The 25,686-nt window shown below is 66.4% G+C and carries 23 protein-coding genes; 7 read left to right on the forward strand and 16 right to left on the reverse strand.

Annotated features, from left to right (window positions below; all coding sequences use genetic code 11):
• A partial coding sequence (locus VGI62_RS18630) for a serine hydrolase domain-containing protein (protein ID WP_331506051.1) occupies positions 1 to 479 on the reverse strand: 479 nt, incomplete at its 3' end.
• A gap of 90 nt (positions 480 to 569) precedes the next feature.
• On the opposite strand from VGI62_RS18630, the gene VGI62_RS18635 reads away from it, so the two are divergent.
• Positions 570 to 1,052 carry a CinA family protein gene (locus tag VGI62_RS18635; RefSeq protein ID WP_331506052.1) on the forward strand — a complete coding sequence of 161 codons (483 nt, stop codon included), beginning with the start codon at positions 570 to 572 and terminating at the stop codon, positions 1,050 to 1,052.
• 151 nt (positions 1,053 to 1,203) lie between these two features.
• Entirely contained in the window at positions 1,204 to 1,689 is a 486-nt protein-coding gene (locus VGI62_RS18640) for a hypothetical protein (RefSeq protein WP_331506053.1), read from the forward strand.
• On the opposite strand, the gene VGI62_RS18645 is transcribed toward VGI62_RS18640, so the two are convergent.
• The 5 genes from VGI62_RS18645 to VGI62_RS18665 form a co-directional block, all read right to left on the reverse strand.
• Entirely contained in the window at positions 1,690 to 2,907 is a 1,218-nt protein-coding gene (locus tag VGI62_RS18645) for a pyridoxal phosphate-dependent aminotransferase (protein ID WP_331506054.1), read from the reverse strand.
• A gap of 200 nt (positions 2,908 to 3,107) precedes the next feature.
• Complete coding sequence (locus VGI62_RS18650) at positions 3,108 to 4,244, reverse strand: DSD1 family PLP-dependent enzyme (protein WP_331506056.1); 1,137 nt, start codon at positions 4,242 to 4,244, stop codon at positions 3,108 to 3,110.
• Entirely contained in the window at positions 4,241 to 6,439 is a 2,199-nt protein-coding gene (gene purL, locus VGI62_RS18655) for a phosphoribosylformylglycinamidine synthase subunit PurL (RefSeq protein ID WP_331506057.1), read from the reverse strand. The genes VGI62_RS18650 and purL overlap by 4 nt, the downstream gene beginning before the upstream one ends.
• A 72-nt stretch (positions 6,440 to 6,511) precedes the next feature.
• Entirely contained in the window at positions 6,512 to 7,861 is a 1,350-nt protein-coding gene (locus tag VGI62_RS18660) for an amidohydrolase family protein (RefSeq protein ID WP_331506058.1), read from the reverse strand.
• Position 7,862: 1 nt separating this feature from the next.
• Positions 7,863 to 9,329 (reverse strand): amidohydrolase, encoded by a 1,467-nt coding sequence (locus tag VGI62_RS18665; RefSeq protein ID WP_331506059.1) that lies wholly within the window; start codon positions 9,327 to 9,329, stop codon positions 7,863 to 7,865.
• 477 nt (positions 9,330 to 9,806) lie between these two features.
• Between VGI62_RS18665 and VGI62_RS18670 the strand changes: the two genes are divergently transcribed.
• Positions 9,807 to 11,207: a sulfatase gene (locus tag VGI62_RS18670; protein ID WP_331506060.1), complete on the forward strand. Its 1,401-nt coding sequence runs from the start codon at positions 9,807 to 9,809 to the stop codon at positions 11,205 to 11,207.
• Here the strand turns inward: VGI62_RS18670 and VGI62_RS18675 are convergent.
• On the reverse strand, positions 11,204 to 12,406 hold the full coding sequence (locus VGI62_RS18675) for an acyl-CoA dehydrogenase family protein (RefSeq protein WP_331506061.1): 1,203 nt from the start codon (positions 12,404 to 12,406) through the stop codon (positions 11,204 to 11,206). The genes VGI62_RS18670 and VGI62_RS18675 overlap by 4 nt on opposite strands.
• A 255-nt stretch (positions 12,407 to 12,661) precedes the next feature.
• Here VGI62_RS18675 and VGI62_RS18680 point away from each other — a divergent pair, with 255 nt between their 5' ends.
• From VGI62_RS18680 to VGI62_RS18690, 3 genes are read left to right on the forward strand one after another with little or no spacing between them, the layout of a single operon-like run.
• Positions 12,662 to 13,861 (forward strand): efflux RND transporter periplasmic adaptor subunit, encoded by a 1,200-nt coding sequence (locus VGI62_RS18680; RefSeq protein ID WP_331506062.1) that lies wholly within the window; start codon positions 12,662 to 12,664, stop codon positions 13,859 to 13,861.
• Between the two features lie 6 nt (positions 13,862 to 13,867).
• On the forward strand, positions 13,868 to 17,038 hold the full coding sequence (locus tag VGI62_RS18685; protein WP_331506063.1) for an efflux RND transporter permease subunit: 3,171 nt from the start codon (positions 13,868 to 13,870) through the stop codon (positions 17,036 to 17,038).
• Positions 17,035 to 18,483, forward strand: coding sequence for an efflux transporter outer membrane subunit (locus VGI62_RS18690; RefSeq protein ID WP_331506064.1), 1,449 nt, complete (start codon positions 17,035 to 17,037; stop codon positions 18,481 to 18,483). The genes VGI62_RS18685 and VGI62_RS18690 overlap by 4 nt, the downstream gene beginning before the upstream one ends.
• A gap of 1 nt (position 18,484) precedes the next feature.
• Here the strand turns inward: VGI62_RS18690 and VGI62_RS18695 are convergent, their stop codons facing one another.
• The 7 genes from VGI62_RS18695 to purC form a co-directional block, all read right to left on the reverse strand.
• Positions 18,485 to 20,407, reverse strand: coding sequence for a CocE/NonD family hydrolase (locus VGI62_RS18695; protein WP_331506065.1), 1,923 nt, complete (start codon positions 20,405 to 20,407; stop codon positions 18,485 to 18,487).
• 87 nt (positions 20,408 to 20,494) lie between these two features.
• Positions 20,495 to 20,752: a hypothetical protein gene (locus VGI62_RS18700; protein ID WP_331506066.1), complete on the reverse strand. Its 258-nt coding sequence runs from the start codon at positions 20,750 to 20,752 to the stop codon at positions 20,495 to 20,497.
• 120 nt (positions 20,753 to 20,872) lie between these two features.
• Positions 20,873 to 21,535 (reverse strand): phosphoribosylformylglycinamidine synthase subunit PurQ, encoded by a 663-nt coding sequence (gene purQ, locus VGI62_RS18705; RefSeq protein ID WP_331506067.1) that lies wholly within the window; start codon positions 21,533 to 21,535, stop codon positions 20,873 to 20,875.
• On the reverse strand, positions 21,532 to 22,017 hold the full coding sequence (locus VGI62_RS18710) for a DUF3291 domain-containing protein (RefSeq protein WP_331506068.1): 486 nt from the start codon (positions 22,015 to 22,017) through the stop codon (positions 21,532 to 21,534). Before VGI62_RS18710 ends, purQ begins: the two co-directional genes overlap by 4 nt.
• Complete coding sequence (locus VGI62_RS18715; RefSeq protein WP_331506069.1) at positions 22,014 to 22,391, reverse strand: hypothetical protein; 378 nt, start codon at positions 22,389 to 22,391, stop codon at positions 22,014 to 22,016. Before VGI62_RS18715 ends, VGI62_RS18710 begins: the two co-directional genes overlap by 4 nt.
• Entirely contained in the window at positions 22,388 to 22,627 is a 240-nt protein-coding gene (gene purS / locus VGI62_RS18720; protein WP_331506071.1) for a phosphoribosylformylglycinamidine synthase subunit PurS, read from the reverse strand. Before purS ends, VGI62_RS18715 begins: the two co-directional genes overlap by 4 nt.
• Entirely contained in the window at positions 22,627 to 23,382 is a 756-nt protein-coding gene (gene purC / locus VGI62_RS18725; protein ID WP_331506072.1) for a phosphoribosylaminoimidazolesuccinocarboxamide synthase, read from the reverse strand. The genes purS and purC overlap by 1 nt, the downstream gene beginning before the upstream one ends.
• A 239-nt stretch (positions 23,383 to 23,621) precedes the next feature.
• Between purC and VGI62_RS18730 the strand changes: the two genes are divergently transcribed.
• Positions 23,622 to 23,945 (forward strand): DUF1476 domain-containing protein, encoded by a 324-nt coding sequence (locus VGI62_RS18730; protein ID WP_331506073.1) that lies wholly within the window; start codon positions 23,622 to 23,624, stop codon positions 23,943 to 23,945.
• Between the two features lie 33 nt (positions 23,946 to 23,978).
• Here VGI62_RS18730 and VGI62_RS18735 read toward each other — a convergent pair whose 3' ends face one another.
• Positions 23,979 to 24,317 carry an MmcQ/YjbR family DNA-binding protein gene (locus VGI62_RS18735; protein ID WP_331506131.1) on the reverse strand — a complete coding sequence of 113 codons (339 nt, stop codon included), beginning with the start codon at positions 24,315 to 24,317 and terminating at the stop codon, positions 23,979 to 23,981.
• Positions 24,287 to 25,630 (reverse strand): adenylosuccinate lyase, encoded by a 1,344-nt coding sequence (gene purB, locus VGI62_RS18740; RefSeq protein ID WP_331506074.1) that lies wholly within the window; start codon positions 25,628 to 25,630, stop codon positions 24,287 to 24,289. The genes VGI62_RS18735 and purB overlap by 31 nt, the downstream gene beginning before the upstream one ends.
• Between the last annotated feature and the right edge of the window lie 56 nt (positions 25,631 to 25,686).

The raw sequence follows: 25,686 nt of genomic DNA on the forward strand, positions 1-25,686 counted from the left end.
TCGCGGTAGATCTTATCGATCGGGTGCTGGATGCCGACGCCCGGCAGGCCGCCGCCATAGGTGAAGCCCGCGCTGTGTGAGAGCACGTCGCGGAAGGAGACGGGGCGCGTCGGAGCCTCGGTCTTCATATCTGCGCCTTCGCCGGAGACCCATACCCGGTGGTCTTTCCAGGAGGGGACGTAGCGGCTCACCGGATCGTTCAGCTGGAAATAGCCCAGCTCATAAAGGGTCATCAGCGCGACCGAGGTGATCGGCTTGGTCATCGAGTAGATGCGATAGATGGTGTCGTCGGCGGTGGGCTTGCCGCGTTCCCGATCCATCTGGCCGAAGGACTTGAAGTAGGCGAGGTGCCCGTGGCGCGCGACGGCGACCTGGCAGCCGGTGATCTTGCCGTTTGCAAGGTAGCTGCGCTCGAGATGGTCCCCGATACGCTCCAGGCGTTGGGCGTCGAGGCCCGTCCACTGGGATTGGGCGTCCATGAAATCTCCTCCGGAAAATTGGCGCTTGTTCTAATTGGTCGCCATCATGGGCGCCGAAGTGGCGCCCCGCCAAGAAAAAGGAGTTTCACCGTGACTGACCTCGATGGGCTGGCGGCCGACCTGGGCGAGCGGCTGAAAGCCCGCGGCGAGACCGTGGCGGTGGCGGAGAGTTCATCAGGCGGGCTGATCTCCGCGGCCCTGCTCGGGGTTCCGGGGGCCTCGAAGTACTATCTGGGCGGGGCGGTGGTCTATACCGGCAAGGCGCGCATGGTGCTGATGGATCTGCCCCGCGAGGCCGTGGCCGGGATGCGCTCGGCAAGCGAACCCTATGCGCTGCTGTTGGCCCGTACCGCGCGCGAGCGGTTCGGCGCGACCTGGGGAATTTCGGAAACCGGGGCTGCGGGGCCCACTGGCAATGGCTATGGCGACGCCGCCGGCCACACCTGCATCGCTATCGCGGGCCCTGTGGAGATGGCGCTCACCATCGAGACCGGCGAGAGCGACCGCGCCGCCAACATGACCGCCTTCACCGCCGCAGCGCTTGGCCTGTTGAACAAGGCCCTGGCGGACTGAACCCCGAAGAGTTCAGGTAAAGCCCATCATGGCCGTGGCGCGCCGCCCTGAACCTCTTGGAAAGCCTGTTGCGCCTATTGTCGCCCGATCTGTGGGGCAGCCGCCCACCTGACCTTGGAGAGAGCCGCCGCGGCGCGCCGGATTCTGTGGGATGAAATTCGCAACAAAATTGACACTTGCGGCCGCGCTGACGGCCTGCGGCCTGGCCACGGCGGCGAAAGCCGGCACGATCCAGGTCGTCTCTGCAGGCGACGAATTCGCAGCGGCGCATCCCAGGCGCGCGGCCAAGGCGGCCGGCGGCGATTTCCACGCGACCATGGACCGCGTCTTCGGCGCGGGGCAGTGGCGCCAGACCAGCGGCTATCGCACGCAGGCCCAGGAAGATGATCTGCGCCGGCAAGGCGCAGGGACCGTCGCCCCGGGGCGCACCTCGCTCCACTCGGTGGGCGGCCCAGGCTCGCCTGGCGCCTACGATGCGGTCGTCGACAACCTGTCGCTGGAAAGCGCCGCCGCCAAGCTCAGACGAGTGGGCGGCGGCTTCTCTCGCGTCGTGGCGGAAGGCGCGCACGGCTCCCAAGGCGCCCACCTGCATATTGAGCTGACCAGCTCGTCGGCGGGCGCCTCGGGCGGTCTCTGACTAGGACAGGAACGCCCTGCCGCCGGTCCCGGCGATCCTTCGCGATGAGTCCAGGCGGCCGGCGGCCGAGGCCACGGTCGCAGGCGCGTCCATCACCTTTTTGAAGGCGGTGCGGAACTTGGCCATGTCGTCAGGCGAGCCGACCGAGATGCGCACGGCGTTGGGCCACACCGGCCAGATGCGGCCGATGTAGACCTTTTCCTTCTGCATGCCGGCGATCACGTTTTGGGCGGGGCGGCCGGTGTCGATCATGAAGCAGTTGGATTGCGAGGCGCCGATCGGCTTGTAACCGTTGGCTTTCAGCCAGGAGATCGTCTCCAGGCGGCTGTCGGCGATCCACTTCTTTCGCGTGGGGATCAGGTCCTTGTCGGCGATGGAGGCCCGCGCAGCCGCAAGGGCCGTGACCGGCATGGCGTTCTGGTAATAGGGCATGAGCTTGTCCAGGAGGTCGGGCCTTGCGATGGCCACGCCGCAACGGATGCCGGCCATGCCGTAGATCTTGGAGAAGGTCCGAAGGACGATAAGGTCCTTGCCCGCCGCCACCTGGTCCAGGACGGTCTGTTCGTCGGAGAGATGAATGTAGGCTTCGTCGACCAGCAGGACGGAGCCCGCGGGCTTGTTCTCCAGCGCCCAGAGAATGTCTTCCCGCGGCGTGATCGTGCCGGTCGGGTTGTTTGGGTTGACGATGTAGATGAGGCCGGCGTTCGGATCGGCCGCAACCATCTTCTTGACGTCGTGGGCGTAGGCGGATGTCAGCGCGACCTTGCGCACAGGCGCCTTGGAGATGGCGGCGGCGAAGGCGGCCGACTCATACGAGGGGTCGGCCATGACCAGGCTCTTCGATGGCGAGGTGAAGGCGAGCGTGGTGTAGTGAAGGGGCTCCGAGGAGCCTGCGTAGAACGCGATGTTCTCGGGCTTCAGCCCATGCAGCGCGGCATATTCCTTGGTCAACGCGTCAAGCTCGCCCATGCGGTCGTAACGCCCGCCCAGCGGCAGGATCTTGGTGATTGCCTCACAGGCGGCCTTGCAGGGGCCGAGCGGATTTTCATTGGCGTTGATGATCACTGCGTCCGGCGGCAAGACACCCATGCTCTGGGAGGCGAGCTTGGCGTGGGCCAGCTCGGCCTCGCTGAGGATCGGCGCTGCGGCCACGAGCGCTGTGCCCCATAAGAACGCGCGACGTCCCACCAGGGGGAGGTCGTTTGCGGTTTCGCTCATCGTCGGGATTCCCTCTTTACGTCGCCGCCGGCCGCCGGGTCGGCCTTGGGCGCTGACATTGCGAGGGGAGGCGGCGCCCGCGGCGACCGCAACAGAAACTGCGGTTTGGCGCCTCGGAGAGGCTGGGTTGCATAAGCCGCGTTCAGCTTTGCCGCAGGAAGATCGAATATTCGCCACTGACGAGCGCGATCGCGCGCCCGCTACTGGGAAGCGCCTCGTGCTTCGAGCGGCGCAATCTCCACCAGCACGTCGCGCCGGACGAAGTGGATCACATCGTAGCGGTCCAGGGTCGGGTCGACATGTGGCGGGACGAAGTCGACGCGTTCGCCACGAACGACCTCCTGGCTCACCGGGCGCATGAGCCGGCCGTGCTCGTCGCCGAAGAAACGGTAGGCGCAGTCGGCGAATTTTGGGGTGAGCGCAACGGGCAGGGGCCCGTCGGTGGCGAAGGCCTTCAGTCCGGCGTCGAGCGTCACCCACGTCGAATGATTGGCGCTGATCACGGTGGCGGCGATGCTCAACGCCTGTTCGAAGGCGCCGTCGGGATCCTCCCCCAAGGCGTCGCGGTATTCGCGGTCCATGAAGGCGAAAGAGCCAGGCTGGACCTCGGTCAGCACACCTTGGGCCGCATCGGCCGCGAAGCTGCCCGTGCCGCCGCCGGTGACCACCTGGATATCCCCGCCGGCCTGGCGCAGGGCTGCGATCACCGTCGAGAGATAGGCCATGCCGTCAGCGACGGCTGCGCCCCGGGCGTTGGCGCCTTCCATATGTTGCCAGTGGCCGCCGTAGCACTGGACGCCGAGCAGCTTGAGGTTGGCATGCGTTGCGATGGCGCCGGCGACTTCAAGGGCCTGTTCGACCGATCCGACGCCGGTGCGGCCCATGCCCGGGTCGACGTCGATCAGAACCTGGACCGGCCCCTGAGCCGCCGCGGCGAGTTCCCCGACGCCATCGACGTGATCGACGACGATCCGGAAGTCCGCGATGTCCATGGCGAGCCGCGCGGCGCGTTGCGCCGACAGAGCGCCTGCTATGGGCGAAGTGACCAGGATCGATCCGACGCCGGCTGCGGCCATCGCTTCGGCCTCGGCCAGCTTGGCGCAGCAGATACCAACCGCACCGGCCTCGATCTGGCGATGGGCGATGGCCGCGCACTTATGTGACTTGGCGTGGGGGCGAAGCGCCAGGCCCGCCGCCTTCGCCCGGTCGCGCATCTTCAGGATGTTGCGCTCAAAGGCGTCAAGGTCGAGGACGGCGGCGGGCGTCGGGATGCGTTCGCGCGAACCGGGCTCGCCGATCAACGCAACCGCTGCGGTGAGATGTGGCCGCTCGCTCACCCCATGAAACTCGGCAACCAGCCCTCATGGGCGGTGCGCAGGCGCTCGAGGTCGATACTGAAGAGGCCGGGGCAGGCGATAACGTCATTACAGCCCTCGCCCACCACACGGGCGGGAACCTCGCTCGCTTCGGCCGCGGCGAGCAGGGCGTCGCCGGCGCGTGTCGCGACCAGGTAGCGGGCCTGGTCTTCGCCGAACAACCAGGCGTGAGCCGGGATGCCCGCGTGCGGCAGAAGCTGGCCGCCAACGCCCGAGGCCAGCGCCATCTCAGCCAGCGCCGCGATCAGGCCGCCGTCAGAAAGATCATGTACAACCGACACTTGCCCGGATTCGATGAGGTTTCGAACGAAGTCACCGTTGCGCCGTTCGATGGCGAGGTCCACCGGCGGCGGTGCGCCGTCCTCGCGGCCCAGAAGCTCGCGCAGATACATCGAAGCACCGAGTTCGCCCTTGGTTTCGCCGACCAGGATCAAGCTGTCACCGGGCTTCAGACCGGCGAAATCAGCGCGGTGGGCGTAGTCGGCGATCAGGCCCACGCCGCCGCAGGCGGGGGTTGGTGGAATGGCCGCGCCGTTGGTCTCGTTGTAGAGCGAAACGTTCCCGCTCACGACCGGGAAGTCGAGCGCGCGGCAGGCCTCCGCCATCCCTTCAATGGCGCGCACGATCTGGCCCATGATCTCGGGGCGCTCGGGATTTCCGAAATTCAGGTTGTCGGTGATGGCGATCGGATCTGCGCCCACGGCCGTGAGGTTTCGCCAAGCCTCGGCGACCGCCTGCTTGCCGCCCTCGTAGGGGTCATTCTGGACATAGCGCGGGGTGACATCGGAGGTCATGGCCAGCGCCTTGCGCCCGCCGTGCACGCGCACGATTCCCGCGTCTGCGCCGGTGGCCGAGTCCTCCAGCGTGTCGGCCATGACGTGGCGGTCGTACTGCTCCCAAAGCCAACGCTTTGAGGCCATGTCGGGGCTGCTCATCAGCTTTACGATGGCCTCGGCGTAGTCGACGGGCTCCGGCACGCTCGCCGGGTCAAGCCTGGGCTGCAGCTTTGGCGCGACCCACGGCCGATCGTAGAGCGGGGCGTCGTCAAACAGCGGTGCGAGCGGCACGTCGCAGACCACCTCGCCCTTGTGCCTGAGAACCATGTGGCCGGTGTCCGTGGTCCTGCCGATGGTTGCCGCGTCGAGACCCCACTTGGCGAAGATCCGCTGGCCGTCCGCCTCTCGGCCGGGCTTCAGGATCGCCAGCATGCGCTCCTGGCTTTCCGAGAGCATCATCTCGTAGGCGCTCATGCCCTCTTCGCGCTGCGGCACGGCGTCGAGATCGAGCTCGATACCGACGCCGCCCTTGCCGGCCATCTCGACCGAGGAAGAGGTGAGGCCGGCCGCCCCCATGTCCTGAATGGCGGCTACGGCGCCGGAGGCCATCAACTCCAGGGTGGCCTCGATCAGCAGCTTTTCGGCGAAGGGGTCGCCGACCTGGACCGTGGGGCGCTTTTCATCGGAGGAGTCGTCGAACTCGGCCGAGGCCATGGTCGCGCCGTGGATACCGTCTCGGCCGGTCTTGGAGCCGAAGTAGACCACCGGCAGGCCAGCGGCCGGGGCCGCCGAGTAGAAGATCTTGTCGGCGTCGGCCAAGCCCACGCACATGGCGTTGACCAGGATGTTGCCGTCGTAGCCGCGGTGGAAGTTGGTCTCGCCGGCCACGGTGGGGACGCCCACACAATTGCCGTAGCCGCCGATGCCGGAGACCACGCCCGAGACGAGCCGCCGGGTCTTCGGGTGGCTCGGATCGCCGAAGCGCAGGGCGTTCAAAAGCGCGATCGGCCGTGCCCCCATGGTGAACACGTCGCGCATGATGCCGCCGACGCCTGTAGCGGCGCCCTGGTAGGGCTCGATGTAAGAAGGATGGTTGTGGCTCTCCATCTTGAAGATGCAGGCCTGGCCGTCGCCGATGTCGATGACGCCCGCGTTCTCGCCAGGCCCGCAGATCACCTTCGGGCCGCTGGTGGGAAATTTCCCCAGGTGCTTCTTGCTGGATTTGTACGAGCAGTGCTCCGACCACATCACCGAGAAGACGCCCAGCTCGACCGGATTGGGCTCCCGGTTCAGGCGCTGCAGGATGACGGCGTATTCGGCCGGGCTCAGTCCGTATTCGGTGGCCGTCTCGGCCATGGTCTTGGAGGACGCGACGCTCATGGCCGGCTTCTAGCCGGACTCGGGCGGCGAGGGGAGAGGCGAGGCGTGATTTGCTGTCCGCCTCGCGCTTCATCAGTGCGTGTAGCCCGGCGGCAGGGGACGGCTGAGGTCCTTGTAGCGATCGCGCAGTTCCGTCTGGCGCGAGGTCATCGGCTGCTGGGCGCCGTGGATGAAGATCGCCGTGGGCTGGCTGAGCGGCTCGAACGGGTCGCCCGTCCAGATAACCAGGTCGGCGTCCTTGCCGGCTTCCAGGGAGCCCGTGCGATCGGCGACGCCGAACATCTTCGCCGGGTTGAGGGTGACTGCCGCCAACGCGGCGTCGTAAGGCATGCCATGGGACACCGCATTGCCCGCGCCGTAGCGGGTTTCGCGCACCCGGCTGGAGCCGCCGGTGGCCTCCAACGCCACGGTGACCCCGGCGGCCTGCAGGCGCGCGGCGTTGTCCATGGTGGCCCCCAGCATTTCGTAGCTCTCCGGGCGATCGTCCAACGGATTGATGATCACCGGCACGCCGGCCCTGGCGATATCGGCGGCCACCATCCAGCCCTCCTCGGCGCCGTGCAGGATGACTTTCAGGTGCTCGGCCCGGACGAGCTTCAGCACCTCTCGGATGTCCGCGGCGCGATGGACGCCGGCGATCACCGGCATCCTTCCCTCGACCACGGGGATCAGCGCCTCGAGGTCACCCTTGGAGAGCGCCAGGCCGCGGTAGCCGGCGCGATCGTAGGCGGCCTTGTTCTTCATGTAATCGCGGACATCCTGCAGGGCGGATTTGAAGGCCACGATCTCGGCGCCTCGTGCGCCGCCGGCGACGCCGGCGCCGGCGCGGCCGAAGGGCGCGACCATGCCGACCTTGGCCCGCGTCAAGATGTTGTCGCCCTTGGCGAGATTGATGACTGCCGCCTGGCCCGCGAAGAGGGCGTGTGAACGCGAGCCGTCGCCGCTTGGGCCGGCGGTGTACTGGTCCGCCTCGTCCTCGTCGCTCTCGCTGCGGTCATAGGCGGACCGGGGTAGGACCACCGCGCTGGTCAAGCCTCCCAGACGGGCGACCGGCAACTGCATGGACTCCGGATTGAGGCCGTACTGCACATCGAAACCCGCGCCGAGGTCGGCTGCGTTGACCGTGGCGTCGTTGCCGAGCGAGCCGACCTCGACGAGACCGAGTTCTGAGCCGGTGGCGAAGAAGCCGGGTGCGACCACACTGCCGGCTGCATCGATCACGCGCGCGCCCGGCGGGATCGCCGCGCTGGCGCCCACCGCGGCGATCTTGCCGTCGCGGATGACGACGGTCCCCTGGGTGATCTCGCCGGCCGGCCCGGCGGTGAGGATCTTGGCGTGGGTGATGGCGACCGTCTCGGCGTGGCCAGTGGCGGCGGCGGTGAGGAGGGCGAGGGCGCTGGCTCCCGCAAGCAGCTTGCGCATATCAGCGGCTCCCTTCGCCGGCTTGGCCCAGGTCGAAGTCGGAGAGCGGCTGGAATCGCCGGTCGTGACGGTCGTAAGCGATGGCCCCGTCCAGATAGACCCGCTCGGTGCGGGCATAGATCGAGAACGGGTCGTGGTCCCAGATAACGAGGTCGGCGCGTTTGCCGGGCTCGAGGCTGCCGGTCTGTTTGGCGATGCCCAGCGCCTTGGCCGGATTGGCGGTGATCCACTTGATCGCCTCGGCCTCGGAGATCGTCAGCCCCGCGGCGCGGCCGGCCGCGAGCGCTTCGGCAGCCTCCTGGTTCAGCCGCTGGATCAGGTCGGGGTCATCGGACTTGATGATCGCGCAGCCGCCCTTGGCCGCATGGACGAGGGCCGCATTGGCCTCGATGCCGTCCAGCATCTCCATCTTGCCGCCCCACCAGTTGGCCCAGGTGGCGACACAGATGTCATTGGCGGCCAGCAGGTCGGCGATCTTGTAGGCCTCGACCGCGTGGTGGAAGGCGGCGATGTGGTAACCGAACTCCTTTGAAATATCGATCATCTGCGCCATTTCGTCGGCTCTGTAGCAATGGTTCTCGACCTGGATCTCCCCGCGCAGCACTGCGGCGAGGGTATCGAGGCCGAGGTCGCGCTTCGGCGGGTCGGCATTCTCGCCCTTGGCGATCTTTCCGCGGTAGTCCTCCCATTTGCGGGCGTAGTCTGCGGCGTTGATCCAGGCGGCCCGATAGCCGGCCACGTTGCCCATGCGGGTCGAGGGCGCCCGGCCCTTGTTTCCGTAGACGCGTTTGGGGTTCTCGCCGCATGCCATCTTCAGCGCGTAGGGCGCGTCGGGGAACTTCATCTCCTGGACAGTGCGGGCCGGCACGTTGCGCAGTACGACGCCGCGGCCGCCGATCAGGTTGCCGGAGCCGGGCAGCACCAGAAGCGTCGTCACCCCGCCGATACGGGCGGTGTTGAAGCCGGGATCCTGAGGCCAGACGGAATGTTCGGCCCAGACTTCCGGTGTCACCGGATTGGTCAGCTCATTGCCGTCGGAGTTGGCCGGGACGCTAGGCGAGGCGTAGACGCCCAGGTGCGAGTGCGCATCGATAAGCCCGGGTGTCACCCATTTGCCCTTGCCGTCGACCACATCGTAGCCGGCCGGAATCGCGAGCCCGACGCCCACCGCTGCGATTCTGCCGTCCTTGACCAGCACGACGCCGTTTTCGATCAGTTGCCCGGTACCGGTGAAAACCTGCGCGCCGACCACGGCGGTCGGACGGCTTGGCATCGGCCGATAGGTTGAGGGGAAGGCGTCGGCGTGGATCAGCGGATCCAGACCAGGGGCCAACGGCTTCGGCTTCGCTGCAGGCGTCGCACTCGCGGCCTTGCCCTTTGCCGGGTGCGAGCCGCTCCCCGACGTCGTGGCGCACCCACTTAGCGCCGCTGCCGCAACCAGCGCGACCGTCCACGTCCAAACCCGCATGGAATGTCTCGTCCCCAAATGAAGGCGGACGATAGGCCGAGCCTGCCGGCGACGTAAACCGCACCACCGACGGCGTTGGCTCTTGAGATGTTGGGAAAGGCGTCGGCCGACCTGCGCCCAATCTGGGGGGCTGGGGGGGCTGTTCAGGATCCGGACCGGATGCCGATCAGCCGACTGTCTGTAGATAGCCGTGCGGATGTGTCGGGCTCAGGCCGCGAATGAGGCCATTTCGGGGCGTTGTGCCGCCGCCACAGCCGGCGCCGATCTGTTCATCTGAGATATGTGCCGCTTGCATCTTGGCGTTCACGGCGCGATCAGCTTGTGCAACGGCGATCGATCTTACGATCGCCAGGGCGTGGGGCCCCGCGGTGCTTCCCAGGATCTAGGTCCTGCGCGGAAATCCGGAAGCGGCAAAGGCAGTTCGCAAGGACTGCCTTTTTCGCATCCGGCGGGTGGCTGACGAAGCTGAACCAGAGCATGGTTCGCAACGAAGGCTTCAGCAGCGGGAACATCATGCAGCGCAGGACCTTGCTCAAGGGCGCGAGCGCGGCGCTGGCCACCTTGGCTGCGCCGGCCGCGGCCGCGGTCGGCAGGCCGCCGAACTTTGTGATCGTGCTGTGCGATGACCTCGGTTACGGCGACGTGAGCGTCTACGACCCCGGCGGGATCAAGACGCCCGCCGTCGAAAGGATGGCGCGCGAAGGGGTGGTGCTCACCGACTACTATGCACCCGCCAACCTTTGCAGTCCCTCGCGGGCGGGCTTGCTCACGGGCCGCTACCCCGTGCGGACCGGACTGGGCTACGAAGTCATCATGCAGCAGGACGACCGCGGCCTGCCGCTGTCGGAAGTCACCATCGCCAAGGCCCTGAAGCCCGCCTACGCGACGGCTCTGTTCGGCAAATGGCACCTGGGCCACCTGGGGCCCGCCTGGCCGCCGACCAAGCACGGTTTCGACGCCTTCTTCGGCATTCCCTACAGCCACGACATGAAGCCGCTGGCGCTCTACGAGTCGCGGGCCGGAAGCGAGGAGGTGGCCAAGACCGAGGTCGACTACCCGCAGCTTCAGCAGCAGTTCTACGAGCATGCGGAGCGCTTCATCGAAGCCAACAAGGACCGCCCGTTCTTTGTCGAACTGGCGCTGAGCGCCCCCCATCTGCCCGAGCATCCTCACGCCGGCTTCGACACGAAGACGTTCGCCGGCCCCTATGGCGCGGTCGTGGAGGAGATCGATTCGATCGTCGGGCGCCTGATGGCCAAGCTGAAGGCCCTTAAGCTGGATCGAGATACCGTGGTGATCTTCACCTCCGACAACGGTCCCTGGTTCGAGGGCTCGCCGGGCTGGCTGCGCGAGCGCAAAGGCGGCGGCGGCTTCGACGGCGGCTACCGGGTGCCGTTTATCGCCTGGGCGCCGGGGCGCCTTCCCGCGGGCAAGCGCGTGTCGTCAATGGTCATGGGCATCGACCTCTTGCCGACGTTCCGAGCCATGGCCGGTCTGACCCCGCTGGAAGGCGTGACCCTGGACGGACGCGACGTCAGCAAGGTGCTCTCCGAAGGGGCGGCCTCGCCGCACCAGGAGTTGGTGCTGTTCGACAACGAGACTCCGATCGCCATCCGCACCCAGGACTGGAAGTATGTGGACGCCGCCTATTATCGCGGCCTCAAGCTGCCGATGTCCCTGCTGGGCTATCAGGAGCTCTACGACCTCAAGGCCGACCCGGCCGAAAACTATAGCGTCGCCGAGGTGTACCCCGACGTCGCCAAGGCCATGAAGGGGCGCCTCGACGCCGCCAAGGCGGCCTTCGCTCCCTTCAAGCACAAGGACATCCCGCCCTACTTCAAGACGCTGCAGGCCCAGATGCGAGGGCTGCAGGACTAGCTCGACTGGGTGGTGTCGGGCAGGCCGAGGATCCGCTTGGAGATGATGTTGTTCTGAATTTCGGCCGAGCCGCCGTAGATCGACATCGCCTTGCCGAAGAGCCAACCGCGGACGGATTCGATCTCCTCGCCGGAGAAGGCCTCGCCCGACCAGCCGAGCCCTTGGTGGCCGAAGATCTCCAACGTCAGTTCAGCGCGGGTCTGGGCGACGTGGGTTGCGGAGTTCTTCAGCACCGAGGCGGCGTTGGTCGCGCCGTTGGCCTCCTTGGCTTCGGCCATCGCGCGCGCCAGGGTCAGGCCGTGTGCCCGGGCGTCCATCTGGTGGCGGACCAGGCGGGTCCGCAGGTCCTGGTCCTCGAGGCGGCCCTTGGCATCCACCCCGCAATAGCGTTTGGCGATCTCGGGAAGAGGGACGGTTCGCCCGCCGCCGGGCGCGCCAGTCTGGCTGGCCCGTTCGTGCTGGAGCAGCCGCTTTCCCACGGTCCAGCCGACGTTGATCTGACCGAGCAACGCCTCCTTCGGCGCGACAGCGTCGGTAAAGAAGGTCTCGCAGAACGGCGAGGCGCCGGCGATCAGCGCGATCGGCCGCGTCTCGATGCCTGGCTGATGCATGTCGATCAGCAGGAAACTGATCCCGTCGTGCTTCTTCGCCGAGGGATCGGTCCGCACCAGGCAGCCGCACCAGTCGGAGTACTGGGCGCCGCTCGTCCAGGTCTTCTGGCCGTTGATCACCCAATGGTCGCCGGCGTCCACCGCCCGGGTCTGCAGCGAGGCGAGATCGGAGCCGGCATTGGGCTCGGAATAGCCGACGCACCACTGCACCTCGCCGCGGACGATCGGCGGCAAGTGCTTTTGTTTCTGCGCCTCGGTGCCGTAATCAAGGATCGTTGGGCCGATCATGGTGATGCCCATGCCGAACATCAGCGGATTGAAGGCGCCGGCCTTGGCCATTTCCTGCGCGAGCACCCGCGCCTGCGGACCGCTCAGCCCGCCGCCGCCATATTCCGGTGGCCAGGTCGGTGTCGCCCAGCCTTTTTGCCCGATGGCCCGTCGCCACGCGGCGAGATCGCCGCCCACCTCGCCGCCGCCCTCCAGGGCTTGGCCGCCGCTGCCCTTGAGGGTCGGCGGGAAGTTGGCCGCAAGCCAGGCGCGGGCCTCCTGGCGGAAGTCCTCAAGCTGGTCGCTTCCGAAGTCCGGCATGACGCGCTCTCCCTGCTCGTTTTCGCCCGCCACCCTAGCGCTCGGCGCTCCAGGAACAAGCGTGCCCCAAGGTGAAGCCCGCGGCCTAGTTTATTTCCACGACGCCTTATGATGCGGCCGTTGGGCAACAATCCGACATTCTGCAGCCGCGTTTTTGGCGCAACTAGCTCGACACGCCGCCCTAGCTGGACGATAGGGCTGGCGATTCCTCCTCATGACCCCCCGTGGGTTATCCTCTCAGATCAGGTCTGACGGTTGCGCGCCTTCAACAAGCTCACCCCCCTAGCTCTTCTGGCCCTTCTTGTCGGCCAGTCGGCGTGCGGCGAGAAGGATCCCCCGAAGGGGCCGCAAATCCCCGAGGCGGGCTACGTGGTGATGGCCGCCCAGACCGTGCCGCTGCAGCTCGACCTGGCGGGGCGTACGGCGGCCTATGAAACCTCCGAGGTGCGGCCGCAGGTGTCCGGCGTGATCAAGCAGCGCCACTTCGTCGAGGGCAGCGTGGTCAAGAAGGACCAGACGCTGTACGAAATCGATCCGAGCCTCTATCGCGCGGCCGTCGCGCAGGCCGAAGCCAACCTGGCCAACGCTCAGGCGACCCGCGAGGCGGCCGAGGCCAAGGCCGCGCGCTACAAGCCGCTCGCCGACATCGAAGCCGTCAGCAAGCAGGATTATACCGACGCCCGCTCTGCGGCGAACCAGGCGGCCGCGCAAGTGGCCCAGGCCAAGGCCGCGCTCGACACCGCCAGGATCAACCTGCGCTTCACGAAGGTGCCTGCGCCGATCAGCGGGAAGATCGGCCGCTCTGTGGCGACCGTGGGCGCACTCGTAACCACCGGTCAGGCAGACGCCTTGACCTCCATCCAGCGCCTCGACCCGATTTTTGTCGACATCCAGCAGTCCAGCGCAGCTCTGGTCTCCCTGCGAAGGGAACTGTCTTCGGGGGGGGTGACGCCGTCGTCGGCGACGGTGAGGCTGACGCTCGAAGACGGAAGCCAATATCCGATTCCCGGGCGCATTGAGTTCGCCGAACCTGTGGTCGACCCGAGCACAGGCTCGGTGACCCTGCGCGCCACATTCCCCAATCCGAACGGCCTGTTGCTGCCGGGGATGTACGTGCGTGCGCGGCTCTCCCAGGCGACGGCGCAGAACGCGATCCTTGCGCCCCAGCAGGCGGTCTCGCGCGATCCGGTCGGCAACGCCACGGTCTACCTGGTCAGTTCGGACAACAAGGCGGTGCTCCGGACGGTCACGGCCAACCAGACCGTTGGCGACAAGTGGCTGGTGACGGCCGGCCTTGCTCCCGGCGACAAGGTGATCACCGAAGGGATCAACCGGTTGAAGCCCGGTCAACCGATCCATCCGGTGCCCGCAGGCTCGCCGCCGCGTCGTCCGCCGGGAGCTCCTGGCGGTGAGGGCGTAAGCCCTGGCGGCGGCCAGGCCCAGCGTGGGCGGTAGGGCGCCATGATCTCCCGGATTTTCATCGACAGGCCAGTCTTCGCCTGGGTGATCGCGATCGTGATCATGCTCACCGGGGTGGGCGCGATCCGCTCGCTGTCGGTGGAGCAATACCCCGACATCGCACCGCCCTCGGTGAACATCCGCGCCACCTATCCAGGCGCCTCGGCCGAGGTGCTGGAGGCCAGCGTCACCCAGATCATCGAGCAGCAGCTCACCGGCATCGACGGGATGATCTACTTCCAGTCGTCCTCCAACTCGGCCGGCCAGGTTGGGATCACCGCCACCTTCAACAAGGGGACAAACCCCGACATCGCCCAGGTGCAGGTGCAGAACAAGGTGCAGCAGGCGCTGCCCAGGATGCCGCAAGAGGTCCAGCAGCAAGGCCTGGTCGTCACCAAGTCCAACGCCGACTTCCTGATGGTCGTCGCCGTCTACGACGAGAGTGACAGGCACACGAGCGCCGACGTCGCCGACTACCTCGTGACCAACATGCAGGAGGCGATTGGGCGCATCCCTGGTGTCGGCGACCTCAACGTATTCGGCTCGCAATACGCCATGCGCATCTGGCTCGACCCGTTCAAGCTGGCGAGCTTCAACCTGATGCCCAGCGACGTGATCTCGGCGATTCAGGCGCAAAACACCCAGGTTGCGGCCGGCGAGATCGGCGGCCAACCGTCGCCTGGCGTCCAGATGCTCAACGCCACGGTCACTGCGCGTTCGCGCCTCACCAATCCAGACCAATTCAGGAACATCATCGTCAAGACTCAGACGAACGGGTCGAAGGTTTTGCTGCGGGACGTCGCCAAGGTTGAGCTGGGTAGCGAAAGCTATGCCTCGCTAAGCCGCCTGAGCACCCATCCCGGGGCCGGTATCGCAATCCAGCTGGCGCCCGGCGCCGACGCACTGAAGACGGCCGAACTGGTGAAGGCCGAGGTCGCGCGGCGTGCTCCCGCATTCCCGCCGGGCTTCCGCTACTCCTTCCCCAACGACTCGACAGCTTTCATCAAGCTGTCGGTGAAGGAGGTCGTGATCACCCTGATCGAAGCCATCGTGCTGGTGATCATCGTGATGTTCGTCTTCCTACAGAGCTGGCGCGCGACGCTCATTCCGGCGATCGCGGTGCCGGTGGTGCTGCTGGGGACGTTTGGCATCCTTGCGGCCTTCCACTTCAGTATCAACGTCCTGACGCTGTTCGGCCTGGTGCTGTCCATCGGACTCCTCGTCGACGACGCCATTGTCGTCGTCGAAAACGTCGAGCGGATAATGCATGAGGAGCCGGGGATCAGTCCACGCGAGGCGACCATCAAGTCGATGGACCAGGTGCAGATGGCGCTGATCGCCATCGCACTGGTGCTGTCGGCGGTGTTCCTGCCGATGGCCTTTTTCGGTGGGTCGGTGGGCGTGATCTACCGGCAATTCTCGATCACCATTGTTTCATCGATGATGTTGTCGGTGATCGTGGCGCTCACCCTATCGCCCGCGTTGGCCGCGACCCTCCTCAAGCGGCCGGGGGAAGAGCACCATCAAGCCAACGTCATGGACCGGGTGCTGACCCGTTTCGGCGGCCGCTTCAACGTCTGGTTCGCCAAGACCGCGGAGCGCTACGAGCGCGGCGTCAAGGCGGTGATCGCCCGGACGCGAGTGGCGTTGATCATCTACGCCGTGCTGGTGGCCGCCCTGGTGGTGACCTTCCTGCGCCTGCCCACGAGCTTTCTGCCCTCGGAGGACCAGGGCGGAACGCAGATGCAATACACCCTGCCGCCAGGCGCGACGCAGGCGCGGACGCTGGCGGCGGTCAAGGCGATCGAGACCTATTTCCTCACCAAGGAGGAGGCGAACGTTCGCGACATCTTCATGGTGCTGGGACAGGCGCAGTCCGGCACCGGCCAGAATACAGGGCGCGGCTTCATGCACCTCAAGGACTGGAGCGAGCGCAAGGGAAGCGAGAACACTGCCCAAGCAATCACACAGCGCGCCAACCGGGCGTTGTCGTCCCTGCGTGACGTGCAGTTCTTCGCCCTCAATCCGCCGCCGGTGCGCGGCCTTGGTCAGTCCAGCGGCTTCACCATGGAACTGCTGAACACCGGCGGCCTGAGCCGTACGGACTTCAAGGGCCGTGTGAACCAGCTCCTGGACGCGGCGCGCAATGACCCTGTGCTCACCTCGGTGCGGCAGAATTCGCTCGACGACAACCCGACCCTCGCGGTCGACATCGATCAGGATAAGGTGGGCGCACTCGGCCTGTCCCAGGCCCAGGTGGACGCCACCCTGACTGCCGCTTGGGGCGGGACTTACGTGAACGACTTCGTCGATCGCGGCCGTGTCAAACGGGTCTTCGTACAGGGCGATGCGCCCTTCCGTAGCCGCCCCGAGGACCTGGCCAACTGGTTCGTGCGTTCGTCGAACGGGACCATGGCGCCATTTTCCGCTTTCGCCCAATCGAGCTGGGGCCGGGCGCCCTCGACGTTGCTGCGCTTCAATGGCGTCAGCGCCTTCGAAATCCAGGGCGACGCTGCCGAAGGCCGCAGTTCCGGCGAAGCGATGGACCACATGACCAAGATCGCCGCCAAGCTGGGCGGGGTCTCGGTCGACTGGAGCGGCCTCTCGTATCAGGAAAGGCTCTCAGGCGGACAAGCGCCTCTGCTGTATGCGGTGTCGCTGCTGGTCGTCTTCCTCTGCCTGGCTGCGCTCTATGAGAGCTGGTCGGTGCCGTTCTCAGTGCTGATGGTCATTCCACTGGGTCTGCTGGGCGCGGCGATCGCGGTCGCATCCCGCGGGCTGTCCAACGATGTCTATTTCCAGGTCGGGCTGCTGACCACCATGGGGCTGTCGGCCAAAAACGCCATCCTGATCGTCGAGTTCGCCGAAGGGGCTGAGAAGCGTGGCTTGAAACCCTACGAGGCCGCAATCGAGGCGGCCCGCCTGCGGCTGCGGCCAATCCTTATGACCAGCATGGCCTTCGTGTTCGGCGTGCTGCCACTGGCCGTCGCGACCGGCGCCGGCGCCCAGAGCCGGATCGCCATCGGCACAGCGGTCGTCGGCGGCATGCTGACGGCGACAGTCTTGGCCATCTTTTTCGTTCCAATGTTCTTCGTGATGGTCCGCGGGATCTTCAAGAGCCGTCATGCAAAGGTCCACGCCGCTCTAGCGGATGGATCGGAGGCGACGCTGTGAGGCGAGCAGCAGGCTTGGTCCTGGCCGCGACGGCGCTCGCTGGCTGCACGCTGGAGCCGGCCTACGTGCGCCCCTCGCCCGCCGTACCGCAAAGCTGGCCCGTCGGAGCGGCCTATGCTCCCCCCGTTGCGTCGCCGCTTCCCTCGGTCAGCTACCGCGAGGTCTTCAGGGATCCCCACCTGCAGGCGATCATCGACCGTTCGATCGCCAACAATCAGGACCTGCGCATCGCCCTGGCCAATGTCACCATCGCACGCTCGCAGTATCGCGTGGAGCGCGCCCAACTCCTGCCGAAGGTCGACGCCGACTTCGGGGGGACCGAGGCCCGTGGCCGCGGCACAGCGATCTCGCCCACCGGCATCGTCAGCAATCCCTTTGTGACGAGCCGCAGCTACGCGATCAATCTGGGCCTCAGCTCCTTCGAGATCGATCTCTTCGGCCGACTAAGGTCCTTGAGCCACGCGGCGCAGGCTCAATATCTCGCCAGCGAGGCGGGCGTGCACGCCGCTCGCCTGACCCTCGTCGCCGAGGTGGCCTCCGCATACCTGACCCTGGCGACCGACCGGAGCCTGCTTGTAGTCGCCAAGGAAACCGCTATCAGCGCCCAGCGCAGCGTCGACCTGACGCGGGCTCGCCTCAAGGGAGGCGTCGCGCCGCGCACGGACCTGCGGCAAGCCGAGACCGTCCTCGAACAAGCCAACTCCGACGTCGCCGACCTGACGACGATCGCGGCGCAGGATCGCAACGCGCTTGAACTGCTGGTCGGGGCCAGCGTGCCGGATTCCGACCTGCCTGCTTCGATCGAGAGTGTCGACGGCTACCTTGCTGAACTTCCGGCCGGCTTGGACTCGCGCGTGCTGCTGCGCCGGCCCGACGTAGTGCAGGCGGAGTATCGGCTGCGCGCCGCAAACGCCCAGATCGGCGCGGCGCGGGCCAACTTCTTCCCGATCATCGACTTGACGGCCCTGGCAGGCGCGGCGAGCCCGGCGCTGAGCGCGCTGCTGAATGGGCACAACTTCAACTGGTCGGTGGGGGGCGTGGCATCGCAGACGATCTTCGCGGGGGGAGCCAATGTGGCGAACCTGGACCTGGCGCACGGTCAGCGCGAGCTCGCCGTCGCCCAATACCAGCAGGCGATCCAGACATCCTTCCGAGAGGTCGCCGATGCGCTCGCGCGCCGCGGAACCATCAATGACGAGATGGCCGCCCAGAATGCCCTGGTGGCCGCCGCCAGCGACGGATATGCGCTGGCCGACGCGCGTTACAAGGAAGGAATCGACCCGTTCCTGAACAGCCTCGAGGCGCAGCGCACGCTCTATGCAGCGCGCCGAACGCTCGCCTCGACGCGATTGCTCAAGGCGGACAACCTGGTGACCCTCTACCGCACTTTGGGAGGCGACGAACTCGTCGACACCGCGCCCGGCCCCCGGGTCGCGGCCCGCTAGCTCAGCGCGCCTCCACCACCGGCAATTCGATGTTCGTCGCCTGGGCGCCGGCGTGGAAGACGCGCTGCGTGGCTTTCGCGTAGTCGGCCGGCCTGGCGAAGAAGATGTTCGGCGTGAAGGTCTGCGGGTTGCGGTCGTAGAGCGGAAACCAGCTCGATTGAATCTGCACCATCACCCGGTGTCCGGGCAGGAAGACGTGGTTCGCGGTCGGCAGGACGAAGCGGTACTTCTCGACTTGGCCGGGAACGATCGCCTTCGGTGTCTCAAAACTCTCCCGGTAGCGGCCGCGGAAGATGTCCATGGCGATGGGCAACTCATAGCCGCCAAGCTCGACTTGGCTGGGGACGGTGTCCGGATAGACGTCGATCAACTTCACCACCCAGTCGGAGTCCGTGCCTGTCGTCGAGGCAAACAGGTTGACGATGGGCGCGCCGGAGATCTGCAGAGGCGCGCTCAGAGGCTCGGTCATGTAGGTCAGCACGTCGGGCCGGCCATCTACGTGGCGCTGGTCGGTGGTCAGCCAATAGCGCCACTGGTCGCCGTCGTCCGAGCGGACGGGGCGGTGGACATAGGGGACGGGTTTGGCGGGGTCGGAGACATATTCGTCGAAGACTTGGCCGGAAGCGGCCGGTGCGGCGAAACCCAAGCCAAGTCCGGGCTCAAGGTAGAGGGTCTTCATCCTGGCCGGGCAACCGGCCTCGCAGGCCAGCGGCCACTTGGCCAGGCGCCGCCACTCCATGGAGCCCGTCTCGAAGATGAACACCGGTGGGATGTCGGCCTTGGGCGCATTGGTCTTCAGGTGGGCGTCTAAGAAGGGCTTCAGCACCTTCATCCGGAATTCGGTGGCGGTGTCGCCGGGCAGCTTCACCGCGTTCAACTGGCGTTGCTCGTAGTTGACGCCCGAGTGGCGCCATGGCCCGAGCACCAGGTAGTTCATGTCGTTATTTACGTCCTTGGGCTCGGTGGCCATGTAGGCGTGGATCGTGCCCCACATATCCTCCTGGTCCCACAGCGCCCCGATCCACATTGTCGGCACCTTGAGCGGCTGAGCCGCAAGGATCCTGTCGAGCGCTTGCCGGCTCCAGAACGCGTCGTAGGACGGATGTTCGGTGACTTTGCGATAGTAGGGGATCTGGTCGAGTCCCGCGGCGCGGGCGTAGTCGCCGGCCGAGCCGGCCCGCAGGAAATTCGTGTAGTCGTCGAAGCTCTCGCGCGGGACGGGCTTACCTTCGCCGCGGGCGCTCATCTGGCGCGTGAAGTAGTCGAGGTTGGTCTGGCGGAAAGCGCCGTAGTGGAACCAGTCGTCGCCCATCCAGCCGTCGACCATCGCGCTCTGCGGCGCGGCCGCCTTCAACGCCGGATGCGGATTGATCAGCCCCATGACGGTCGTGAAGCCGTCGTAGGACGAGCCGATCATCCCGACCCGGCCGTTGGTCTCGGGCGTATTTTTCACAAGCCAGTCAATGGTGTCCCAGGCGTCGGTGGAGTGGTCGACTTTGGTGGCGTTCAGGGGGCCGACCAGGGGACGGGTGGCGACGTAGTCTCCCTCCGACCCATACTTGCCACGAATGTCCTGGTAGACACGGATGTAGCCATCGGTGACGAAGGGCTCATCCATCTGGGCGAGCTCGGCGACGATATGCGGCGAGGAGAAGCGCTCGGCGCGCCCTTTGGCGTTGTAGGGCGTCCGCGTCAGCAGGATCGGGGCGTCGTGCGTCCCCTTGGCCATGACGATGACCGTGTAGAGCTTCACCCCGTCCCGCATGGGGATCATCACAGTACGTTTGACATAGTCGTTGTGAGCCGTCGGGAAGTCGAACGTCGCAGGGATGTCCGGCGTCATCGGCGGGGTCTGGGCGAGAGCGGGGCCGGCGAGGGCCAGGACGGCGCCGAGCGCCATCGGCAGAACTTGGGCGAGCTTCATCAGCGCGACCGTAGCCGATGTTGTGTACTTTTGAAGGCCGCCGATGCGCGAAGCGCAGAAGCCGCTTGGGCCTCCGCACCCAGCTCGCTAGGAGAGCCGTCTGGCGCGGGTTTTCAGGCCGGTCTGGCGCTGCACGAAGCCGATGACCTCGCCATCAGCGCCAAGTTCGAATTCCACCGAGGCGTCGAACTGACGGAAGAAGAACTTCGTCGGCGATGAGGGCAGCAAATCTTGCCCGCGCCCGCTGGGTAGCTGCATCCGGCTATCTGCTTCCGACCCCGCGACCTCGCCGCCCTGAGCCGCCAACCAGAGGCGCCCATCGGCGACCGTGACGCTCACGACCACGCCGGCCTGGTACTCATAGCGGCCAAGCCAGTGTCGCCAGGGTCTGCGGCGGCAAAGCGATGATCGCCGCCCGCTGGGGTAGCGGCGGGGCTGCGCCTGGACCAGGCGCGGGACAGGCGCCTAGGCGCTCGCGAGCGCGCTCTGGAAGAGAAGAGCACCGTCAGCAGAGCCCAACTCCGCCTCGAAGGCGCGGTCCGGGTGCGGCATGAGGCCCAGCACGTTGCCCCGGCCGTTCACGATGCCGGCGATGTTACGGGCCGAGCCGTTGGGGTTGTCGAGGTAGCGGAAGACCACTTGGCCTTCGCCCTCCAGCCGATCGAGTGTGGACTCGTCGGCGAAGAAGTTGCCCTCGCCGTTGCCGACGGTCATCGCCACCTGGCGGCGCCCGGCGTAGGCGGCCGTGAAGCGGGTTTGGGCGTTGGTGACTTCCAGCTCGACGGGTTTGCAGACGTATTTCAGGCGTTCGTTGCGCAGCAGCGCGCCCGGCAGCATCAGCGCCTCGCAGAGCACCTGGAAGCCGTTGCAGATGCCGACGGTGGCGACGCCGCGTTCGGCCGCCGCCTTGACCTCGGTCATGACGGGCGACAGCGACGCCATGGCCCCGCAGCGCAGGTAATCGCCATAGGAAAAGCCGCCCGGCAGCACGATCAGGTCGAGGCCGTCGGGCAAGGCGGTGTCGCCGTGCCAGACCATGTCGACGTGGGCGCCGGTGGAGCGCTCGATGGCCACCTTGCAGTCACGGTCGCAGTTCGAGCCAGGGAATACGATAACGGCGGCTTTCATGCGCATTCGTCCAGGATGGGAGCCACCGATGATGCATCGGGGGCCGGGAAGGGGTTGCGGAAGGTGAAGGCCTCGGGACCTGGCCCGAGGCGTTCGAGGATGGCCAGCCGCGCCATGCCCTCGGCCGGTGTCGGCCTGTGGCCGAGCGGAACCCACCAGAGCGTCATGTAGGTCTCCATGCCCTCGAACCATTCACGGCGGCGGCGCATCACCTCGCGATGGGCGGTTCGGTAGACGAAGGCGGCTAGCGCGTCGAGGTCGGTCCAGACCGACATGTTGATGGCGACCATCGGGTCGTCCTCCACCGGCCTGATGTCGGTGGCGTCGCCGCCTTCGCCGGTGAGCCGCCAGACAAAACCCGGCTGGCCGTCGGCAAGCGCATTGATCCGGTCGAGGTTGGCGACGAAATCTGCAAGCTTCGGGTGGTCTACCGGGGCCAGCAGGCGGCCGATGTTGATCTGGGCGAGATGAAATCCGCTCATCGCCTTGCTCCCGACCTCAGGCTTTCGACATAGGCCTGCAGCTGCTGGTAGCCCAACTTGTTTCCGTAGGCGCACCCGCTGGTCTTCATCTGCCCGCCTGAGGCGTCCTGCCGGATGATCGCCGGATGGCCGGGCGCGCCGAGTTCGGTGATCACGTAAGATACCGAACCGTCCGCGGTGGAATAGAAGCGATAAGGCTCGCCCGGTTCCTTCGGCGCCGGAGCAAGATGCGGCTGGGCTGCAATCCGCGCGCTCTGGCTCTCAAAGGGTTGCGCGCAGTCGAGCGCAATCGCCGCGGCGGCGGGCGTTTCAGCCTTGGGCGCGCAGGCTGTAGCGAAGGGAACGATGAAGAGCAGGGCGGAGAACCGCCTCACGCCACCTCCACGCGATAGCTCTCGATCACCGTGTTCGCCAAGAGCTTGTCGCACATCGAGTTTACCTCGGCTTCTGCGGCGGCGACGTCCTTGGCGGCGAGATCGAATTCAATAGTGCGGCCGACGCGGACGTGCTCGACGCCGCTCCAGCCCAGGCCGTGCAGGGCCTGTTCGACGGCCTTGCCCTGCACGTCGAGGACGCCGGGCTTCAGGAAAACGTGGACGGTCGCGCGCACTAGTGAAGGCCTCCCTGAATCACAGTCGGCATCTCTTTCATGATGCCGAGGCGGCGCGCCACCTCGGTATAACTTTCAATGACGTTGCCGAGGTCGCGGCGGAAGCGATCCTTGTCGAGTTTTTCGTTGGTCGCAGTGTCCCAGAGCCGGCAGCTGTCCGGGCTGATCTCATCGGCAAGGATGATGCGGGCGAACTCGTTCTCCCAGATGCGACCGAACTCGATCTTGAAATCCACAAGGGTGATCCCGACCGCGCCGAACATGCCGGTCAGGAAGTCGTTCACCCGCAGGGTGAGCGCCATCATGTCGTCGATTTCCTGGGTCGAGGCCCAGTTGAACGCCGTGATGTGCTCCTCGGAGACCATCGGGTCGTGCAGCTTGTCGTCCTTCAGGTAGAACTCGATGATCGAGCGGGGCAGCGCCTGGCCTTCGGGCAAGCCCAGGCGCGTGGCCAGCGAACCGGCCGCCACGTTGCGGCAGACAACCTCCAGCGGGATGATCTCCACCTCGCGGATCAATTGCTCGCGCAGGTTCAGCCGCCGGATAAAGTGGTTCTGGACGCCGATCGAGCCCAGCCGCGTCATGATGTGCTCGCTGATGCGGTTGTTGATGACGCCCTTGCCCTCCAGCACCGCCTTCTTGGTGGCGTCGAAAGCGGTCGTATCGTCCTTGAAGTACTGGATGAGCGTGCCGGGCTCCGGTCCCTCGTAGAGGATCTTCGCCTTGCCCTCGTAGATCTTCTTACGGCGGGTCATAGTCGTGCCTTCTCCGCGGGCGAGGGCTCTGCCGGTCGGCGAAACGAACACGCGCGGATCATCCGCCACGCGCGGATCCGACTCGGCGTCTCGCTCCAATTGAGGCGCGGCAAAATTAGCGGATGCGCGCCATAGGCGCAAACCTCGCCGCGGCTCCGCCTTTCGATTGCGACGGGGCACGGGGCGGGATATGGGATCGCCCGATCGCACGGTTTACGCGACGCCATCCTGGGGACCACATGACTACCTTTGACGATCGTGAACGTGGCTTCGAGAAGCGTTTCGCGCTCGATCAAGAACAAGAGTTCAAAGCCATGGCTCGGCGCAATCGCGCGCTCGGCGAATGGGCGGCCGGACTGATGGGCCTGGCCGACAAGCATATCGCCGAATACGCCCAGGCCGTGGTCAAGTCCGACTTCGAACAACCGGGCGAAGACGACGTGTTGCGGAAGGTCTTCGAGGACCTGAAGGGAGCCGGGGTATCGGTCTCCGAGGGCGAAGTGCGCATGAAGATGGCCGAACTGCTGGCTCAGGCGCGCGAGGGCGTTCGCGAAGGCAAGTGATCGCGGGCTGTCATCCCGGCGCGCGACGCAAATTCAAGCTTTTGCCGCTTCGAGCACGGGGCGGCTGACCTTCTTCGGCACGATGGTGGACCAGGCCTCCAGCAGGAGGTCGGCGAGTTCACCGTCGTCCAGGCGCTCGAGTGCGACGTAGCTCCAGACGCCGGCGCCAACGGGGCATTTCTGGAACGTCTCGGGCCGCACTTCGAACAGGAAGTGCTGGTGCTCCTTGTCGAGCTTCATGATCGTGCGGCCGCGCAAATGGAGCGCGAAGGTCTTCTTGCCCACGTTGAACCAGGGGTCACCTTTGAAGTTGACCTCGTGGGCGCCCGGCAGCGCCAGGCTCAGGCGGCGGAGATCGTCGAGGGTCGGGATGCTTTCTGCTCCTCCTGCTCGCCGAACACGCGGGCGAACACCCGATCCACATTCTTGAAATGGTAGCCGAGGTCGAAGAGCTCGGCGAGTTCGGGGCTGCTCAGCGTCACGTCCGGGTCGGCTTTCAGGAAGTCGAGGAAATTTCCCTCGCCGCGCCAAACCCGCATGGCGTTGCGCTGGACGGCGGCATACGCCGTCTCGCGTGCGACGCCTTTCTGGGTCAGGGCCAGCAGCACGCGCTGCGAATGCACCAGGCCGCCCAGGCGGTCGAGGTTCTTAAGCATGTTCTCCGGGTAGATCACCAGCCGCTCGACAACCGAGGCCAGGCGGCGAAGCGCAAAGTCCAGGTGCACTGTGGCGTCCGGCGCGATGCCGCGCTCGACGGAGGAATGGCTGATGTCGCGCTCGTGCCAGAGCGCAACGTTTTCCAGCGCCGGCACCACGGCGGAACGGACCAGACGGGCAAGGCCGGTCAGGTTCTCGGTCAGGATCGGGTTGCGCTTGTGCGGCATGGCGCTCGATCCCTTCTGGCCCGGATCGAAGGGCTCCTCAGCCTCCAGCACCTCGGTGCGCTGCAGATGGCGGATTTCAGTGGCGAGACGCTCGATGGAGGACGCGACCACGGCCAAGGCTGAGAAATAGGCCGCGTGGCGGTCGCGGGGAATCACCTGGGTCGAAACCGGCTCGACGGCCAGACCGAGCTTTCCGGCGACGTACTCCTCCACCTTGGGATCGACGTTGGCGAAGGTGCCGACCGCGCCGGAGATCGCACAGGTGGCGATCTCGAAACGGGCCATGGCCAGCCGCTCCTTGGCGCGCATGAACTCGGCGTAGTGGCCGGCGAGCTTCAGGCCGAATGTGGTGGGCTCGGCGTGGATACCGTGGCTGCGGCCGACAGTCGGCGTCAGGCGGTGTTCGTAGGCGCGGCGTTTCAACGCCGCCAGCACGAGGTCGACATCCTCCATGAGCAGGTCGCTCGCCCGGCAGAGCTGGACGGCGAGGGCGGTGTCGTTGACGTCGGAGGAGGTCATGCCCTGGTGCAGGAACCTGGCCTCGGGGCCCACCACTTCGGTGACATGGGTCAGGAAGGCGATGACGTCGTGCTTCACTTCGCGCTCGATCTCGTCGATGCGCTCGGCGTCCCAGATCGCGTCGCGGCCCTTTTCCCAGATCACCCGGGCGGCTTCCTTCGGGATCACGCCGAGCTCCGCCATGGCGTCGGCGGCATGCGCCTCGATCTCGAACATAATCTTGAAGCGGGTCTGGGGACTCCAGATCGCGGCGGCTTCCTTGCGGGCATAGCGAGGGATCATGCGGGGCTTGGAGCGCCGCCGGCCGCCGGAGTCAAGCGGCGGACGGCGTCCAAATC

The organism is Phenylobacterium sp. (genome assembly GCF_036495085.1).
Classification (GTDB): domain Bacteria; phylum Pseudomonadota; class Alphaproteobacteria; order Caulobacterales; family Caulobacteraceae; genus Phenylobacterium.